Raw genomic sequence first — 16982 nt, forward strand, 5'->3', positions numbered from 1 at the left:
TGTTGGGCGATACGCCCGGCAGCAGTATGCGGACATGGAGCAGTTCGGCGGCCATCCGCCGCCTGGCACAACGCCTGGGCGCTCCATGCTGCTGAAGAAGGGCGAGTTGGACCGACTTGCGCCCCACGCCTCCGTCGCGACGACGACATCCGAGGTCCACGAGAAGCTGGGTAGGTTGTTGTCGCTGTTCGAACGGGCCGTAACGCCGGAAGCGGTTGCAGAAGCGAAAAAGCCGGGTCACCCCGGCTTTTTGCTTTTACTCTCGTCGAGTCGACGCATCAACGTCGACATCGAGCTCACTGCTCTTCCGGCAGGATGCTCTCGTAGTTGTAGCTGGTATAGCGATAACGCCCGTACTTGTACGGCGAGAAGGTGCGCCGGCCCAGGTCCATCGCATTCAACAGAACGCCGGTCGCGGCCTTGCCGCCCATGGCCAGACGGCGCGTGCTTTCGCGCAGTTCGCCCATGGTCGACTGGTCGGCCCGCGCCACCAGCAGCACGGTGCCGGCATGGGTCGCCACCGTCGAGGTGTCGGCCGCCACCAGCACCGGCGGCGTGTCGATCACGACCAGGTCGTACTGCTCGGACAGGCGCTCCAGCGTGGTCTTGAACGAGTCCGACACCAGCAGTTCCGCCGGGTTCGGCGGCAGTTGGCCGGTGGCCAGGAAGTCCAGGTTGGGAACCACCTGCCGATGCACCGTCTGCTGCACCGTCAAACTGCCGGCGATCAGTTCGGACAGGCCGCCGTGGCGCTGCAGGCCGAAGTACTGGTGCGTGTGGCCCCGGCGCAGGTCGGCATCGATCAGCAGGGTGCGCTTGCCGGCAGCCGCCATCAGTGCGGCGAAGTTGGCCGTCACGAAGCTCTTGCCGACGCCCGGCGTCGGGCCGCTGATGAGCACCCGGTTGTTGGGCGCTTCCAGCATCGCGAACTGCATCGCCGTTCGCAGGCTGCGCAGGCTTTCCACGGCCGGGTCGTCGGGGTTCTCGATGGCCAGCAGGCGCACGCCGGTCGCGCCGCTCAGGCGCCGCTTGGCGATCGCGGACTGCGAAGGGCTCAGCGGAATGCTGGAAAACACCGGCAGGCCGGTGTCGGCCTCCACCTCGTGCGGGTCGCGCAGGCGCTGCTCGACGAAAGAGTTGCGGATGAAGGCAGCCACGATGCCGAGGAAAAGGCCGAGCGCGAGCGCGGCGGCGATGATCACCTTGCGGTTCGGCTTCACGGGCGAGGTCGGCACGACCGCTTCGTCGAGCACCCGCACGTTGCCGACCTTGCCCTCCTTGACCAGGCGCAACTGCAGCGCATTGTTCAAGAGCGACTGGTAAAGCTCGGTGTTGACCTTGACGTCGCGCTCCATGCGCACTGCTTCCTGCTGGATGGCCGGCAGGCCCTTGATGCGCTCCTGGATGGTGCCCATGTCGGCCCTCAAGGCCGCGATCTGGTTGTCCAGCGTCTGCACCGCAGGGTGCGCCGCGGTGAACCGCGCCTCCAGTTCGCGCCGGCGCTGTTGCGCGTCCAGCAGCTTGGTCTGGCGATCGACCGACTGGCCCAGGATCAGCGCCGCTTCCTCACTGAAGGACACGGTGCCCTTCTGGTTGCGATAGCGGTTGTAGACCTCTTCCGAGGCCTCCAGCTGCTTCTTGAACAGCGGCAGCTGCACGTCCAGGAAGGCCAGCGTCTTCTGCGCCTCGGCCGCCTTGCGCTCGATGTTCTGCAGCACGTACTGCTCACCCACGGCATTGAGCACGCGCGTGAGCTTGAAGGGGTCGGTGTCCTGCAGCGAGACGTTGATGATGCCGGAGTTCTTGCCGCGCTCGGTCAGCACCAGGCTGGACTGCAGGCCGACCGTGGTCGGCAGCTTGGCGTAGCGGTACAGGTTGAACAAGGCACCCGGCTTGCCCGCCAGCTGGTCGATCTTCAGCGTGATCGGGCCTTCGGGCGTGTCGAGCTTCATCACGCTGCCCACGGTGCCGGTCATCTGCTGCAGGCCCGGATAGTCCAGCGTGTACTGGTTGCCGGCCTTCGCGGTCACGGTGAACAGCCCGCCTTCCATGCGCTGGGGCACGTCGAACTGGGACACCGCGATGCGCTCGGTGCCCGATACGTAGCCGTCCAGCCACAGAAAACCTGGATCGGACAGCCCGTTGGAGCGCCGCGCCAGCCAGCCGCCGATGTAGGGCACGTAGCGCGGACCGGCGACGATGTAAAGCTTGGTCGCCTCCACCGCCTGGCCGGCGATCATGCGGGAGCGGATGATTTCGATCTCTGCCGTGGCCGGCGTCTTCACGTCCACCAGGCCGCCGGCCTCGCTCAGGATGCCCTTGCCGCCGGTTTCGGTGTCCTCGACCTGGATCACCATGTTCGATTCGTAGACCGGACGCTCCAGAAAAGCGTAGGTCGCGCCGATCACGAAGACCACCAGCGTGATCGCCAGGATCAGCCATTTGTTCGAGAGCAGGACGTCGATGTATCGCCCGATGTCGAGGTCTTCCTCGTCCGCCGCGCTCGTGGAGGGGTTTGCTTTGGGAAGGATTGTGGAAGTCATCAACTGGATACTCTAGAAATGCGTTGGGCCCACTGGCTGGCGCCACTTTCGATGAGCGCGAGCGCACGCTCGAAGGCGCTGCGCTCCGCGCGGTACGGGTCCGGCACGTCCGCGTCGCCGAACTCGCACAGGCGGAACACCTTGCCGGCCGCGAAGAGATAGCGGTCCTGGACCGCGCGGCGCTGCTCGCGGTCCATCACCAGGATCAGGTCGGCGCGCTGGCACAGATCGAGGTTGATCTGCTGCGCCCGGTGCTGGTCGATGCGCACCCCGCGGGCCTTCATGAGCTCGCAGGCGATCGGATCCGCCGGCTGGCCCACGAGGGCGTCCAGGCCGGCCGACGCGACCCGCACGTCCGGCAGCGCAGCCGACATCAGACCCTGTGCCATGGGGCTTCGGCAGATGTTGCCGATGCACACGACGAGGACGTTACGGATGGCCACTATCGTCCGCCTCCCCCGACGCTGCGCGAACCCAGGTCGCGGTAGATGGTCGCGGTCGTGGCCGTGGGTACGATCAGGCTGAGCACGCGGTTCCACTGCACCAGCGGCACCGGGTCGACGTAGACCACGTCCTTCGGCCGCAGGTCGAAGCCGTTGGCCATTGCGATTGCCGTGGGCGTACGCGCATCCAGGTGGAAGATCGACAGCCCCTCGCGCTCGCTGCGGATCACGTAGATCTGCCGCGGGTTGGCGGTGCCGAGATTCACGCCGCCGACCTCGGTCAGCGCATCGTTCAGGCTGAGCCGGCCGTTGCGCATCAGTACGCCAGTCTGGAGGTTGACTTCGCCCATGACCGTGACCTTGCTCTCGTCGCGGCTGCGCACCATCACCAGATCGCCGGATTTCAGCGGGATGCGGGTCGGGTCGATGCCGGCCTCGGCCATGCTCATCAGGTCCAGCTGATGGGTCTTGCCGTCGCGCGTGAGCATCACCGCGGAGCGGTCACCGCTGGGCGCGAAACCGCCGGCGCGGTTGAGCGCCTCGGCCAGCGTCATCGGGATGTCGGTGAACACCTGCAGGCCCGGCGCCCGGACGTCGCCTTCGATGTAGGCGCGCTTGCTGCGGAACGCCACCACTCGGACGCTGAGTTGCGGGTCCTTGAAGACACGCGCGAGCCGCCGAACCAGGGTGGTTTCCAGCTCCTGGACCGTCATGCCGTCGACCTTGAGCTGGCCGACGTAGGGGAAGCTCAGGTGCCCCGTGTTCGACACGATGAAGCCCGGCGCCGGCGACACGCTGGCCGGATCCGCCACCGTGGTGGCGGGGATGCCGCTGAACACGATCTCCGGATGGTCGTAGACCACGATCCCCACCACGTCTCCGGGGCCGATCTGGTAGACCGGGGCCTGGCCCACCAACGCACGCACTTCGGGCGGCACGTTGTGGCCGACAGCCGCGCGCTGCTTGCGGATCAGTTCGGGCGTGATCTCCGTGATGGCGCCCGGCGGCGGCGCGTCGGCCTCCGTCGTGGAGAAACCCGAAGGCGACACCGAGAGATCGGCATCGTTGCTGGCCGAACGGAAGCCCGGTGCGAACGGGGCGCATGCTTGTAACAGCAACCCCGCCGAAGCGAGCAAAGTGGCATGTAGTAGAAAACGTTTCAAACCCGACTCCGAGGCAATACCCTGAATGAATACTTTTGCAAACAGTTACGACTGTACATCACCTGAAGCGCCAGACCAAATTGTTTATTGGCCTAGAGCGTTGGGCAGAGTAAACGGGTCTGTGACGATCCAGGGTAAGCTAGCTCCTACATTGCGCAGGCCGCATAGATGCTCATAGGTTTGCTATCTTTACGATAGCAACCTCCAACTGGAATAACACTCTTCAGGGGTTTTCGGTCTGCGCGGCACGCTTCCAGGCCGCCGAGGCCTGGTCCGCATCGTCGCGAGCTTCCGCCAGCTCGGCCAGGGCTTGCCAGGCGCGGCGGTGCAGGGCCGGATCTTGTAACGCCAGGCCGGCATGCGTGAGAAGTTGTTGCGCCTTGCCCCACAGTTGACGCTTCATGCAGGCCATGCCGGCGAGGTACTGCAGGTTGGCGTCGCGCGGGTTGTTGCGCTGCGCCGATTCGATCCGCGCCAGCCAGTCGGCATCGACCGAGTCGAGTCCCGCCTCGAGAGCCCGGACCAGCTTCACCCGCAGCGATTCGCCCAGGCTGCGCGGCTCTTCGATCATGCGTTCCCATACCGGCAGCAGCCACGCACGCGCCACGGCCAGGTCACCACGCAGGGCCACCATGCGCTGGGCCGCGTGGATGGCGACCTCGGGCATCTCGCGCTCCGCGGTTTCGAGTTCGTCCCAGGCCCGGAGCAATTGGGCCGGATCGTGCGCGCCCGAAACCAGTTCGGTCGCCAGGCCGCGCACGATGCTTTGCGCGGCCGCATCGGAAAAAGCGCGGTGCTTGGCCAGGAGCCGGGCCGTCTCCAGGGCTTCCAGGGTTCGCCGGTCCTGGCGAGCCGCCTTGAGCCGCAAGCGCAGCGCCAGCGTGCGCCGCTGCGCCCCCTGCGGCAGCTCTTCCAGCCGCGCCAGCGCGGCCGGCGCATCGCGGTCGTCGAGCGCCCAGCGGGCGGCACGCAGCTGGACGCCCTCGCGCGTCTCGGGGCTGGCGAGCACGGGCCGCTCGGCACTTTCGCTGAGCGCCTGCTGCAGGTGCGCGTCGCGGGCCGGACGGTCCTGCAAGGCCTGCGCGCTCTCCGCAGCCAGCAGGTGCGACAGCACGCGGATCTGCTGGGCCTGCGGAAGCTGCGCATCGAGCGCGGCCAGGGCCCGCTCCTGCGCCAGCGCCGCCAGCGCCGCCTTGCGGGAGCGCGAGAAGCGGCCGGCCAGCAATTGGGCCAGCGCGTCGAGCAAGGCCGTGTGCACAGAGCGCTCCTTCTGCTGCAGGCGCCACTGGCGCGCTTGCCGGGGCAGCGAGAACAGGGCCGACAGCGCGCGCAGGGCCACGTGCAGCAGCACGAAGGCGGCCAGCAGGATCAGCAGCGTGAGGTTGAGCGACAGATCGACCCGCCACGGCGGCCAGAACACGGTGATGGTGCCCTGGTTGTTGCCGGCGAACAGTGCCACCGCCGCCGCGATGGCGAACAGGGCCAGGAACCAGAGTGCCGCGCGCATGCCGCCTAGCGCCCCGCCGCCGCCGTGGTGAGCGCGGCCAGCGTTTCGTCGATGCGTGGCGGCTCGGCGGTCTTGATCGTCGACTGCAGCTGCTGCAGCAGGGTGGCCGCGGCCTGGACGCGGCGCGAGGCCGGGTCGAAATAGCGATTGAGCGAGGCCGAGACGGTGGCCAGCTCGTTGCGGGCGGTGTCCACCTGCCTCGACAACAGGGCCAGGCGCGCGTTGAGCAGCTGGAGCTTCAGGTTCTCGCGCAGGAAGAAGGTCTGGTCGGGCGACAGCAGCACGGCCTCGGGGCGCTCGATGCGGCCCACGCGCAGCAGCGAGCGCACCTCGTTGCGCACGACCAGCAGCGCGCGCTCCCACCAGGCTGCGTCGGCCGGCACCGGCTCCGCCTGCCACGGGTTGAGGCCCGCGCCGCGCGTGGCCACTGCATTGAGCGGCGGCAGGTCGTCCACCATGCGCACCAGGTCGTCGAGCTTCTGCAGGGACTCGCCGGCGTCGGCGCTGGCACTTGCGCGCAGGCGATCGGCGTCGCGCTGCATCGCGCGCTGCAGCGGGGCCAGCCTGGGCTGCGCAGCGCGTGCGATGCGCAGCTCGCCGGTCTTCAGCGCAGCCAGCAACGGCTGCACGTTGCCGGTGACCTGTGCCTGCTGCAGCGCCAGGCGCAGCGCGGCCTCGATGTCGATCACCAGGTTCTCGTCGCGCGAGCGCGAGAGGCTCTGCATCAGCTCCTCGAGCTGAGAGCGCTGCAACGCCACCTCCGCCACGCGGGTTTCGTTGAGGGCCAGCCGGGCGGCCGTGTCGCGCACCGTCTCCTGCGCCTGTCGGGCGAGGGTGCGGGCCTCCATCGACTGCGCCATCGCGTCGGCGCTCTGCCGCGCCAACTGCTCCTGCATGCCATCGACCTTCTGCCAGAGCACCAGCACGGTCAGGAGGGCGAGCACCGCGGCCCCGGCCAGCAGGCCGAGGAGGATCTTGGAGAGCAGGGCCCCAGGGGGCGGCGCCACCTGCAAGGGCACGGGTACCGACGAACGCGGGGACGGCTCCTGCACGTTATCACTCAAGACGGAGGCGTCGCTCATGCGAAGGATTCTATCGACGCGACCAGCGCACCTGCCTCAGGCGAAGAGACGCGCACCAGCCCGAAACCCGCGTCCCGCGCGGCTTCGGCGATGCGCGGATGGGTGGCGAGCGCGCGTGCCGCGGTCCAGCTCTGGCCGGGCAATGCATCGCACAGATGCGAGATCGCCTCGGAGCTGGTGAACAGCCAGAGAGCCTCGCCGCGCGCGCCCTGTTCCGCCAGCGCACGGCCGGCCGCGTCCATCGGCGCGGCGAGGCGCCGATAGGCGACCACCGTGTCGCAGACCCCACCGGCCGCGGCGATCTCGCGCGCCAGCCAATCGCGGCCGGCCGGCTGCCCGGACGCGTCGCCGCCGCGCACGACCAGCACGCGCGCACCGGCCTGCACCTGTGTGCGAACGCGAGCCCAGAGCGCCTCGGAATCGAACTGCGCCGCCTCCGCACCGGGCGCGTCGATGCGCGACGCGGCCACGCCGGCTTCCTGAAGTGCCCGCACGGTGCCGGGTCCCGTGGCCCAGCAGCGCGGCTGCGCGTCGGCCGCCATTGCACCGGCGGCATCGAAGAAATGCGTGGCGGCCGCGGCGCTCACGAACATCAAGGCGGCGTAGCGGCCGGCGCTGCGCCGCGCCGCATCGAGTGCCGCGCGATCCGCCGCCGGCGCGATCTCGATCAGGGGCAGGGCCTGCGCATCCAGGCCCGCATCACGCAGCAGCGCCATCCAGCGCGCCGCCTCGCGCACCGGGCGCGTGACGATCACCCGGGGTGCCGGCATGTCAGTGCGCGCCGGCCGCTTGCAGGAGCCGCGCCGCATGCTCGCCCAGCGCGGTGGCCTGAGCGGGGTCGGCCGCCTCTGCCAGCGCATGCACGCGGACGAGGGTGGCGGCACCTTCAGGGTCGCCCCAGGCCGCGTCGATGCGCAGGCGCCCCTCCGACTGCCAGCGCGCGTGGGCCGCCAGCGGCATCGAGCAGCTGCCGCCCATGGTGCGGCTCACGGCGCGTTCGGCGGCCGTGGCCAGTTCATCGGGGCGGCAGGCCAGCGGTGCGAGCAGCGCGAGCAGGTCGGCGCGATCGGCGCGCACCTCGATGCCGAGTGCGCCCTGCCCTGCGGCCGGCAACATGGTCTCGGGCTCGAAGACCGTACGGATGCGCTCGGCCAGACCCAGGCGCTTGAGGCCGGCGGCCGCCAGCACGATGGCGTCGTACTGGCCTTCGTCGAGCTTGCGCAGCCGGGTGTCGAGATTGCCGCGCAGCGGCTCGATGCGCAGGTCGGGCCGCAGCGCGCGCAGCAACACCACGCGTCGCAGGCTGGAGGTGCCGACCACCGCGCCCTGCGGCAGCGCATCGAGCGATCCGTGGCGCGGGGAGACCAGTGCGTCGCGCGGGTCTTCGCGCTCCAGCACGCAGGCCAGCGCGAAGCCCTCGGGCAGGTCCATCGGCACGTCCTTGAGGGAATGCACCGCGATGTCGGCGCGTCCTTCCTCGAGGGCGAGTTCGAGTTCCTTCACGAACAGCCCCTTGCCGCCGACCTTCGACAGCGACCGGTCGAGAATCTGGTCGCCTCGGGTGGTGAGGCCCAGCAGGCTGACCGTATGGCCGGCCTGCTGGAGAAGGGACTGGACGTGCTCGGCCTGCCAGAGTGCCAGGCGACTTTCGCGCGTGGCGATCACGATGTTGCTCAAGGACCGTTTCCGTAACTTTGGGGGACCGGCGGAATGCTAGCATTGTTGCAACGCAGCAACGCGACATCGCGCGGCCATCACGCGGCACCAGACCGGCTCGACCACGAGGAGATCTTCGAATGAAAAGCAGCAGCCCCGCCACCGCCCCCCGGCGCAAGGACAGCGACGAGCAAGCACTGATCGACGACATCCGCCTGCTCGGCCGCATCCTCGGCGACGTGATCCGGGAGCAGGAGGGTGAGGAAGCCTTCGCGCTGGTCGAGAAGATCCGCACCCTGTCGGTCGCCTTCCGCCGCGATGCCGACCATGCGGCCGACCGGGCGCTGAAGAACCTGCTCAAGGGCCTGAGCGCGGCGGAGACGGTGCGCGTGATCCGCGCCTTCACCTACTTCAGCCATCTCGCCAATCTGGCGGAAGACCGCCACCAGATTCGCCGCCGCACCGAGGCGGAGCGCGCCGGTGAAAGCGCGCCCGGCAGCCTGGAAGTGGCGCTGACCCGCATCCGCAAGGCCGGCGTCGCGCCGGCGGCGGTGGTGGAATCGCTGGCGCACAGCTACGTGTCGCCGGTGCTGACGGCGCATCCCACCGAAGTGCAGCGCAAGAGCATCCTCGACGCCGAGCGGGCCATCGCCCAGATGCTCATCGAGCGCGACGACATCAAGCTGCGCCAGCAGGTGTTCGCCGGCGGCAAGGACGCGCTGAGCCCCCAGGCGCTGGCCGACAACGAGAGCCGCCTGCGTGCGCGCGTGACCCAGCTGTGGCAGACGCGGCTCCTGCGCTTCTCCAAGCTCACCGTGGCCGACGAGATCGAGAACGCGCTGAGCTACTACGAGGCGACCTTCCTGCGCGAGATCCCGCGCGTCTACACCGCCCTCGAGAAGGCCCTGGGCCGCACCGACATCGCGCCCTTTCTGCGCATGGGCCAGTGGATCGGCGGCGATCGCGACGGCAACCCCAACGTGACGGCCGAAAGCCTCGAATACGCGATGCGCCGCCAGGCCGAACTGGCGCTGCGCTACTACCTCACCGAGGTGCACTTCCTCGGCGGCGAGCTGTCGCTGTCGTCCACGCTGGTCGACGTGTCGGTGGAGATGCAGGCCCTGGCCGAGCGCTCGCCCGACCACAGCGATCACCGCCAGGACGAGCCCTACCGCCGCGCGCTCACCGGCATGTACGCGCGGCTGGCGGCCACGCTGCGCGAACTCACCGGGGGCGAAGCGGCGCGCCATGCGGTCGCGCCGCAGAACCCCTACCGCAGCGCCCAGGAATTCCTGGCGGACCTGCGCACCATCGAGGAGTCGCTGCTCGACAAGCACGGCGGCACGATGGTCGGCCAGCGCCTGGCGCCGCTGATCCGCGCAGTGGAGGTGTTCGGCTTTCACCTCGCCACGGTGGACCTGCGCCAGAGTTCGGACAAGCACGAGGCAGTGGTGGCCGAACTGCTGGCCACCGCCCGCATCGAGCCCGGCTACGCCGCACTGCCCGAGGAGGCCAAGCAGACCCTGCTGCTGCGCCTGCTCGACGACGCCCGCCCGCTGCGCGTGCCCGACGCCACTTATTCGCCGCTCGCGCAAAGCGAGCTGACCATCTTCACCGCGGCTCGCACCGCCCGCGCGCGCTACGGGGCGGCGGCGATCCGCCACTACATCATCAGCCACACCGAGACGGTGAGCGACCTGCTGGAGGCGCTGCTGCTGCAGAAGGAAGTGGGCCTGCTGCGCGGCACCCTGGACAACAACGCCACGGCCGACCTGATCGTGGTGCCGCTTTTCGAGACCATCGAGGACCTGCGCAACGCCGCGCCGATCGTGCGCGCCTTCTATGCGCTGCCGGGCATCCAGGCCCTGGTGCAGCGCTCCGGCGGTGAGCAGGACGTGATGCTGGGCTACAGCGACAGCAACAAGGACGGCGGCATCTTCACCAGCAACTGGGAGCTCTACCGTGCCGGCACGGCGCTGGTCAAGCTGTTCGACGAACTCAACAAGAATTCGCAGACGCCGATCCGCCTGCGCATGTTCCACGGGCGCGGCGGCACCGTCGGCCGCGGCGGCGGTCCGAGCTACCAGGCCATCCTGGCGCAGCCGCCCGGCACGGTGCGCGGCCAGATCCGCCTGACCGAACAGGGCGAGGTGATCGGTTCCAAATACGCCAACCGGGAGATCGGCCGCCGCAACCTCGAGACCCTGGTCGCCGCCACGCTGGAAGCCACGCTGCTGCCCTCGGCCAAGGCCGCGCCTGCCGCCTTCCTCGGCGCCGCGGCCGAACTATCGGCCGCCAGCATGGCGGCCTACCGGGCGCTGGTCTACGAAACGCCGGGCTTCGGCGACTACTTCTTCAGCGCCACGCCGATCCGCGAAATCGCCGAGCTCAACATCGGCTCGCGGCCCTCCTCGCGCAATCCCAACCGCAGCATCGAGGACCTGCGCGCCGTGCCCTGGAGCTTCAGCTGGGGCCAGTGCCGGCTCACGCTGCCGGGCTGGTACGGCTTCGGGTCGGCCATCGAGCAATTCCTCGGCGCCGCCGGCAGCGCGGCGGCGCGCAAGGAGCGCCAGGCCCTTCTGCAACGCATGTACGCCCAGTGGCCCTTCTTTAGCACCCTGCTGTCGAACATGGACATGGTGCTCGCCAAGAGCGACCTCGCGCTGGCCTCGCGCTACGCCGAACTGGTGGAAGACCGCAAGCTGCGGCAGAAGGTGTTCGCGATGATCGACGCCGAATGGCACCGCACCTCCGACGCGCTCACGCTGATCACGGGCGCCAAGCAGCGGCTCGAGGGCAACGTCGAGATGCAGCGTTCGATCCGCCACCGCTTCCCCTACATCGATCCGCTGCACCACCTGCAGGTCGAGCTGATGCGCCGCTGGCGCGGCGGCCAGCAGGACGACGAGCGGGTGCAGCGCGGCATCCACATGTCGATCAACGGCGTGGCGGCCGGGCTGCGCAACACAGGATGACAACGCGCTCCCCCAGCTGATATGGACAGCCTCGACCTCCTCCGCACGTTCCGCGAAGTCGCCGCTTACGGCAGCTTCTCCCGCGCCGCCAGCCGCCTCGACATGTCGAAGGCGACGGTGAGCAAGTACGTGGCCGAGCTGGAGAGCCGCTTCGGCGTGCGCCTGCTCAACCGGTCGACGCGCTCCGTCAGCCTCACCGATGCCGGCGCACTGCTGCTGGAGCGCAGCAAGCCGGTGATGGAAATGGTCGAACTCACGCAGGCCGAACTGCAGGAGCACGCGAGCCAGCCGCGCGGCCGGCTGCGCATCTCGGCGCCGCACGGCATGGGCCAGGGCGACCTGCCCAAGCTGATCGCCCAGTTCATGGGCCACTACCCCGAGGTCAGCATCAGCCTGCACCTGAGCAACCGCCAGGTCGACATGGCCGAGGAGGCGATCGACCTGGCGCTGCGCGTCGGGCCGATCGAGGACGACAACCTCATCGTGCGCAAGCTCACGCAACTGCCGCTGGTGGTCTGCGCCTCGCCGCGCTACTGGAAGAAGCGCGGCACCCCGGCGCATCCGACCGAGCTGGCGCAGCATGAAGCGCTGACGCACTCCCGGCTCGGCGCGCATCCTCAATGGCGCTTCGAGGTCGGTGGCGAACCGGTGGACGTGCCCCTCAAGAGCCGCATGGATGCCTCCGAGGCCGGCCCCCTGATCGAGGCCGCGCTGATGGGCTTCGGCGTGCTCTACCTGCCGGCCCTGCTGGTCCAGACGCACATCGACAACGGCGAGCTGGTCCCGGTGCTGCAGGACTGCGTGCGCAACGACATGTGGCTGTCGGCCGCCTACCTCCAGCGGCGCCACAACAGCGCCGCGCTACGCGCGCTCCTGGATTTCCTGCAGACACGCGTGGGGCAGAAGTACCCGCCCGCCAGGCGCTGAGGCTCAATCCCCCAGCAGCTCACCGATGGGCTGCAGATCTTCCACCCGATCGCAGATGGCCTTCACCACCATCATGATCGGGATGCCCAGCAGCAGGCCCCAGATGCCCCAGAGCCAGCCCCAGAAAATCACACCCACGAACACCGCCACCGGGTTCATGCGGCTGGTGCGGCTGGTCAGCCAGGGCACCAGCAGATTGCCTACCAACGTGTGGATCAGCAACGAGGTGCCGCCGACCAGCAGTGTCATCTGGATGCCGTTGAACTGCAGGAAGGCCACCAGGCCGGCGGCGGCCATCACGATCACGGAGCCGACGTAGGGGATGAGGTTGGTCACCCCCGCGACGATGCCCCAGACAGCGGCGTTCTCCAGCCCGATGGCCCAGAAGGCCAGGCCGGTGGCGACGCCCACCACCGCGCTGGTGAGGATCTGCACCAGCAGGTAGCGCTCGATCTGCTTCGTGATGTCGTCCAGCACGTGCACGGTGATCTTCTTCTTCTGCAGGCTGGGGCCGGTGATCTTCACCATCTTGCGCCGGAAGGTGTCGCCCGAGCCGAGCGCGAAGTAAGTCAGGAAGGCCACCAGCGTGAGCTGTCCGGCCGCACCGATCAGGCCCACCGTGCCGCTCCAGAGGTAGTCGCGCACGTTGAAAGGCGGGCGCTCGACAACCACGCGCGTCACGCCGCGGCGCGAGGCCAACTTGGCCGAGTTCTCGTCGGCCGCCTGTTCGATCTGCGCGGCGGCCTTCTGCACCGTGTCGAGTGCGCCGGATTCGCCGGCACGGGCACTGGCGCGCGCCGCCTGGCGCAGCTTCTGCGCGGCCAGGGGCAAGGTGTCGAGCAGCTCGGAGGCGCTCCCCGACAACTTGTAGCCGGTCCAGCCGAATGCACCGCCGAAGCCGAGCAGGATCACCGCGGCGCCGATCCACGGCGAGATCCGCCAACGCTCCAGCAGGCCGACCAGCGGCGCGAGCGCATAGGTCAGCAACAGGCTCAGCAGCAGCGGGACGAACACGGCCTTGGCCCAGTGCAGCGTGAAGACCATGGCCAACACGCAAAGCACGGCCAGCGAGGCGCTGCGCACGTCGACCGGCATGTGCAGCAGCACGCGGTCCGGCTCGGGCGGCTCGACCGGCTCCAGCGCGGGCTCCTGCGGTGACGGCGGCGGTGCGGCGGGCGGTTCCGGGGGCGGCTCCAGGGGCCGCTCGGCGGCCTTCCGTTCGGCTTGTTCACTCATCGATGGATTCCCTCCGCATTCGGCTTGGCTCACCTCGGCTCCTTCAGCACTTCGCGCACCGCGGGCAGTTGCCGCCGCGACACCACAACCGGCTCCGGAATGCCGTCGAGCCGCAGCGCCCAGCCCTCGGCATCCTCCCCGTCGTCGTATTTCTCGAGCGCGCGGATCGCCTGGCGCGCCACCAGCGCGTTGCGGTGCACGCGCACGAAGCGCGACGGATAGCGCTCCTCCAGTTCGGACAGCGAGCCGTCATAGATGTGGCTGCGCGACGCGGTGCGCACGGTGAGGTACTTGAACTCGGACTTGAGGTAGAGCACCTCCGACAGCAGCACCCGCTCGGTGCGGCCGCGGTCCTGGATCAGCAGCACCTCCTGCGGCCCATCCGTCGGCGGGCCGCGCCGATCCCGGACGAAGCGCTCGGCCTTCTGCAAGGCCTGCTGCAGCCGCTCGGCCCGCACCGGCTTGGTCAGGTAATCGACCGCGTCCAGCTCGAAGGCCGTCACGGCATGGGTCGGGTGGGCGGTGACGAACACCACGGCCGGCGCGGCAACGCGCTCGCGCAAGCCGCGCGCGAGCGCGATGCCGTCAACGCCTGGCATGTGGATGTCCAGCAGCACCAGGTCGAAGTCGGAGGCGTGCAGCTGCGCCAGGGCCTCGGCGCCGTTGGCCGCCTCCGCCACCACCTCGGCCCTCGGCGCGCGGCAGTCGGCCAGGAGAGTGCGCAAGCGCGAGCGGGCCAGCATTTCATCGTCGACGATCAGGGTGCGAAGAAGATTCATCCTAGTGGCTCCACCGCGCCCCGCGTGTCGGACGGGGCATGCACGCAGGCCGCGAGGCCGGACCGTTCGGGGGCACCCGTGGAACCGGACCAGACGAAGGGGGAAGCCTGGGGGAGAGCGTCATATCGGGATGGCAATGCGCACGCGATAGGTCTTCTGGTCCATGCCGGCGCTGAACTGCGCCTGCACGTCGTGCAGCAGCCGCAGCCGGTCGCGCACGTTGTCCAGCGCGATGCCGTGGCCGCGCGGCAGGGGCTCGTCGGCCCAGCGCAGCGGCGGCAGGCTGTTGAGCACCTCGATCACCACCATGCTGCCGCGGCGCTCGGTGCGGATGCGGATCTTCGCGCCATCCGGGCTGGGCTCGACCCCATGCTTGACCGCGTTCTCCACCAGCGGCTGCAAGAGGAGCGGCGGCAGGCGCGCCCCGTTGGCTGCCGGGTCCACGTCCCATTGAATGCGCAGCCGGTCGCCGAAGCGCACCTGCTCGATGGCGAGGTAGCGCTCGGCCAGCGCGATCTCGTCGGCCAGCGTGACGGACTCGCCCGCGTCCGCCAGCGCGCGGCGGAACAGCTCGCTCAGGTCTTCGAGCATGGCCTCGGCCTTGGCCGGCTCCTCGCGCACCAGGGCGATGGCGCTGTTGAGGGTGTTGAAGAGGAAGTGCGGGCGGATGCGCGACTGCAGTTCCGTCAGCCGCGCCGTCGTGGCGGCCGGCGTCTGGCCCCGCGCGCGCAGGACCAGCGCGGCCATCACCAGGGAAGCGAACATCGCGCCGGCCAGCGCGCTGGCGATCCAGGGCGCACTGCCGAGCACGCCGGTCAGGCGCAGCAGGCCGCAGCCATAGAGCCCCGACAGGGCGCCCAGCAACGCGGCGGCCCCGTACTGCCCGGCCCGCGGCAGACGGCTCAGCGGCTTCTTGAGCCAGCAGGCCGTCAGCAGCCACAGCAGCGCCCCTGGCAGAGCGCCGCCGGTCACGGTGGCCAGGAGCATCACCCATTCGCCGGGTGTGGGCGCCTGGAACAGGGCGGCGACCGCCACCACCGCCTCGACGAAGATCACCGTGCGCAGCACCACCCCGACCTGGCAGGCATCGAAGAGCATCCCGGCGCCACGCACCGGCGCCCGGGAGCGCGACGCGGCCGGCGAAGAGGGGGTGGTCGATAAAATCGATGGGCTTCGCATCAAGAAGAAGACATCGGGTGCAAACCCATTATTGCCTCCCAACCGGTTCACACCCCATGACCCACAACCAACTCGACAAGAAATCCGAAGCCTGGTCCGCCCTCTTCTCCGAGCCGATGAGTGAGCTGGTGCAGCGCTACACCGCGAGCGTGTTCTTCGACAAGCGGCTGTGGCAGGCCGACATCCAGGGCTCCCTTGCACATGCCGCCATGCTGGCGAAGCAAGGTGTCATCAGCGCCGAGGACCACGCCGCCATCGAGCGCGGCATGGCGCAGATCCGCGGCGAGATCGAGTCCGGCGCCTTCGAATGGAAGCTCGAGCTGGAAGACGTGCACCTCAACATCGAGGCCCGCCTTACCCAGCTGGTGGGCGACGCCGGCAAGCGCCTGCACACCGGCCGCAGCCGCAACGACCAGGTGGCCACCGACGTGCGCCTGTGGCTGCGCGGCGAGATCGATCTGATCGACGGCCTGCTCGGCGACCTGCAGAAGTCGCTGTTGGCCATCGCCGACAAGAACGTCGACGTGATTTTGCCCGGCTTCACCCACCTGCAGGTGGCGCAGCCGGTGAGCTTCGGACACCACATGCTGGCCTACGTGGAAATGTTCTCGCGCGACGCCGAGCGCATGGCCGACGTGCGCCGCCGCGTCAACCGGCTGCCGCTGGGCGCCGCCGCCCTGGCCGGCACCAGCTACCCGCTGGACCGCGAGCTGGTGGCCCGCACGCTGGGCATGGACGGCGTGTGCGAGAACAGCCTGGACGCGGTGAGCGACCGCGACTTCGCGATCGAATTCACCTCCGCCGCCTCGCTGGCGATGGTGCACGTGAGCCGGCTGAGCGAGGAATTGGTGCTGTGGACCAGCCAGGCCTTCGGCTTCATCGACATCGCCGACCGCTTCTGCACGGGCAGCTCGATCATGCCGCAGAAGAAGAACCCCGACGTCCCCGAGTTGGCCCGCGGCAAGACCGGCCGCGTGGTGGGCCACCTGATGGGCCTGATCACCCTGATGAAGGGCCAGCCGCTGGCCTATAACAAGGACAACCAGGAAGACAAGGAGCCGCTGTTCGACACCGTCGACACGCTCAAGGACACGCTGCGCATCTTCGCCGAAATGGTCGGCGGGATCGCGGTGCGCAAGGAGGCGATGGAGAACGCCGCACTGCGCGGCTATGCCACCGCCACCGACCTGGCCGACTACCTGGTGAAGAAGGGCCTGCCCTTCCGCGACGCCCACGAGACCGTGGCCCATGCGGTCAAGGCCGCCATCTCGCACAAGGTGGACCTCTCGGAGCTGCCGCTGTCGGTGCTGCAGACCTTCCACCCGAAGATCGAGAAGGACGTGTACGACGTGCTGAGCCTGCGCGGCTCGGTGCAAGCGCGCAACATCCTGGGCGGCACCGCGCCCGCGCAGGTTCGCCAGCAGATCGAGCGTCACCGGGCCAGGCTGTCCTGAGCCAGCGAAGCCGCGGGGCCCTCTCCGTCTGTTTTTTC

13 protein-coding genes are annotated in these 16982 nt (G+C 69.1%); 3 read left to right on the top strand and 10 right to left on the bottom strand.

Annotated features, from left to right (window positions below; all coding sequences use genetic code 11):
- Positions 1-296: 296 nt before the first annotated feature.
- From ABEA07_RS00575 to hemC, 7 genes are all read right to left on the bottom strand, one after another.
- Positions 297-2543, bottom strand: a complete 2247-nt coding sequence (locus ABEA07_RS00575) for a polysaccharide biosynthesis tyrosine autokinase (RefSeq protein ID WP_345535185.1) — start codon at positions 2541-2543, stop codon at positions 297-299.
- Positions 2543-2980 carry a low molecular weight protein-tyrosine-phosphatase gene (locus ABEA07_RS00580; RefSeq protein ID WP_345535392.1) on the bottom strand — a complete coding sequence of 146 codons (438 nt, stop codon included), beginning with the start codon at positions 2978-2980 and terminating at the stop codon, positions 2543-2545. The genes ABEA07_RS00575 and ABEA07_RS00580 overlap by 1 nt, the downstream gene beginning before the upstream one ends.
- A gap of 5 nt (positions 2981-2985) precedes the next feature.
- Complete coding sequence (locus ABEA07_RS00585; RefSeq protein WP_345535187.1) at positions 2986-4035, bottom strand: polysaccharide biosynthesis/export family protein; 1050 nt, start codon at positions 4033-4035, stop codon at positions 2986-2988.
- Between the two features lie 337 nt (positions 4036-4372).
- Entirely contained in the window at positions 4373-5656 is a 1284-nt protein-coding gene (locus ABEA07_RS00590; protein ID WP_345535189.1) for a heme biosynthesis HemY N-terminal domain-containing protein, read from the bottom strand.
- Positions 5657-5661: 5 nt separating this feature from the next.
- Positions 5662-6738 (bottom strand): uroporphyrinogen-III C-methyltransferase, encoded by a 1077-nt coding sequence (locus tag ABEA07_RS00595; RefSeq protein ID WP_345535190.1) that lies wholly within the window; start codon positions 6736-6738, stop codon positions 5662-5664.
- Complete coding sequence (locus tag ABEA07_RS00600; protein ID WP_345535191.1) at positions 6735-7508, bottom strand: uroporphyrinogen-III synthase; 774 nt, start codon at positions 7506-7508, stop codon at positions 6735-6737. The genes ABEA07_RS00595 and ABEA07_RS00600 overlap by 4 nt, the downstream gene beginning before the upstream one ends.
- A gap of 1 nt (position 7509) precedes the next feature.
- Positions 7510-8415, bottom strand: coding sequence for a hydroxymethylbilane synthase (hemC, locus tag ABEA07_RS00605; RefSeq protein ID WP_345535192.1), 906 nt, complete (start codon positions 8413-8415; stop codon positions 7510-7512).
- 119 nt (positions 8416-8534) lie between these two features.
- On the opposite strand from hemC, the gene ppc reads away from it, so the two are divergent.
- On the top strand, positions 8535-11369 hold the full coding sequence (gene ppc, locus ABEA07_RS00610; RefSeq protein WP_345535194.1) for a phosphoenolpyruvate carboxylase: 2835 nt from the start codon (positions 8535-8537) through the stop codon (positions 11367-11369).
- 21 nt (positions 11370-11390) lie between these two features.
- Positions 11391-12296 (top strand): LysR family transcriptional regulator, encoded by a 906-nt coding sequence (locus tag ABEA07_RS00615; protein ID WP_345535195.1) that lies wholly within the window; start codon positions 11391-11393, stop codon positions 12294-12296.
- A 3-nt stretch (positions 12297-12299) separates the two neighbouring features.
- On the opposite strand, the gene ABEA07_RS00620 is transcribed toward ABEA07_RS00615, so the two are convergent.
- The 3 genes from ABEA07_RS00620 to ABEA07_RS00630 all read right to left on the bottom strand — a co-directional run bounded on the left by ABEA07_RS00620 (position 12300) and on the right by ABEA07_RS00630 (position 15490).
- Positions 12300-13532 (bottom strand): AI-2E family transporter, encoded by a 1233-nt coding sequence (locus ABEA07_RS00620; protein WP_345535197.1) that lies wholly within the window; start codon positions 13530-13532, stop codon positions 12300-12302.
- Between the two features lie 29 nt (positions 13533-13561).
- Positions 13562-14311: a LytR/AlgR family response regulator transcription factor gene (locus tag ABEA07_RS00625; protein WP_345535199.1), complete on the bottom strand. Its 750-nt coding sequence runs from the start codon at positions 14309-14311 to the stop codon at positions 13562-13564.
- Positions 14312-14431: 120 nt separating this feature from the next.
- Positions 14432-15490 (bottom strand): sensor histidine kinase, encoded by a 1059-nt coding sequence (locus ABEA07_RS00630; RefSeq protein WP_345535201.1) that lies wholly within the window; start codon positions 15488-15490, stop codon positions 14432-14434.
- Positions 15491-15546: 56 nt separating this feature from the next.
- On the opposite strand from ABEA07_RS00630, the gene argH reads away from it, so the two are divergent.
- Complete coding sequence (gene argH / locus ABEA07_RS00635) at positions 15547-16944, top strand: argininosuccinate lyase (protein ID WP_345535203.1); 1398 nt, start codon at positions 15547-15549, stop codon at positions 16942-16944.
- The last annotated feature ends 38 nt before the right edge of the window (positions 16945-16982 follow it).

Source organism: Variovorax defluvii, from assembly GCF_039541515.1.
Classification (GTDB): domain Bacteria; phylum Pseudomonadota; class Gammaproteobacteria; order Burkholderiales; family Burkholderiaceae_C; genus Variovorax; species Variovorax defluvii.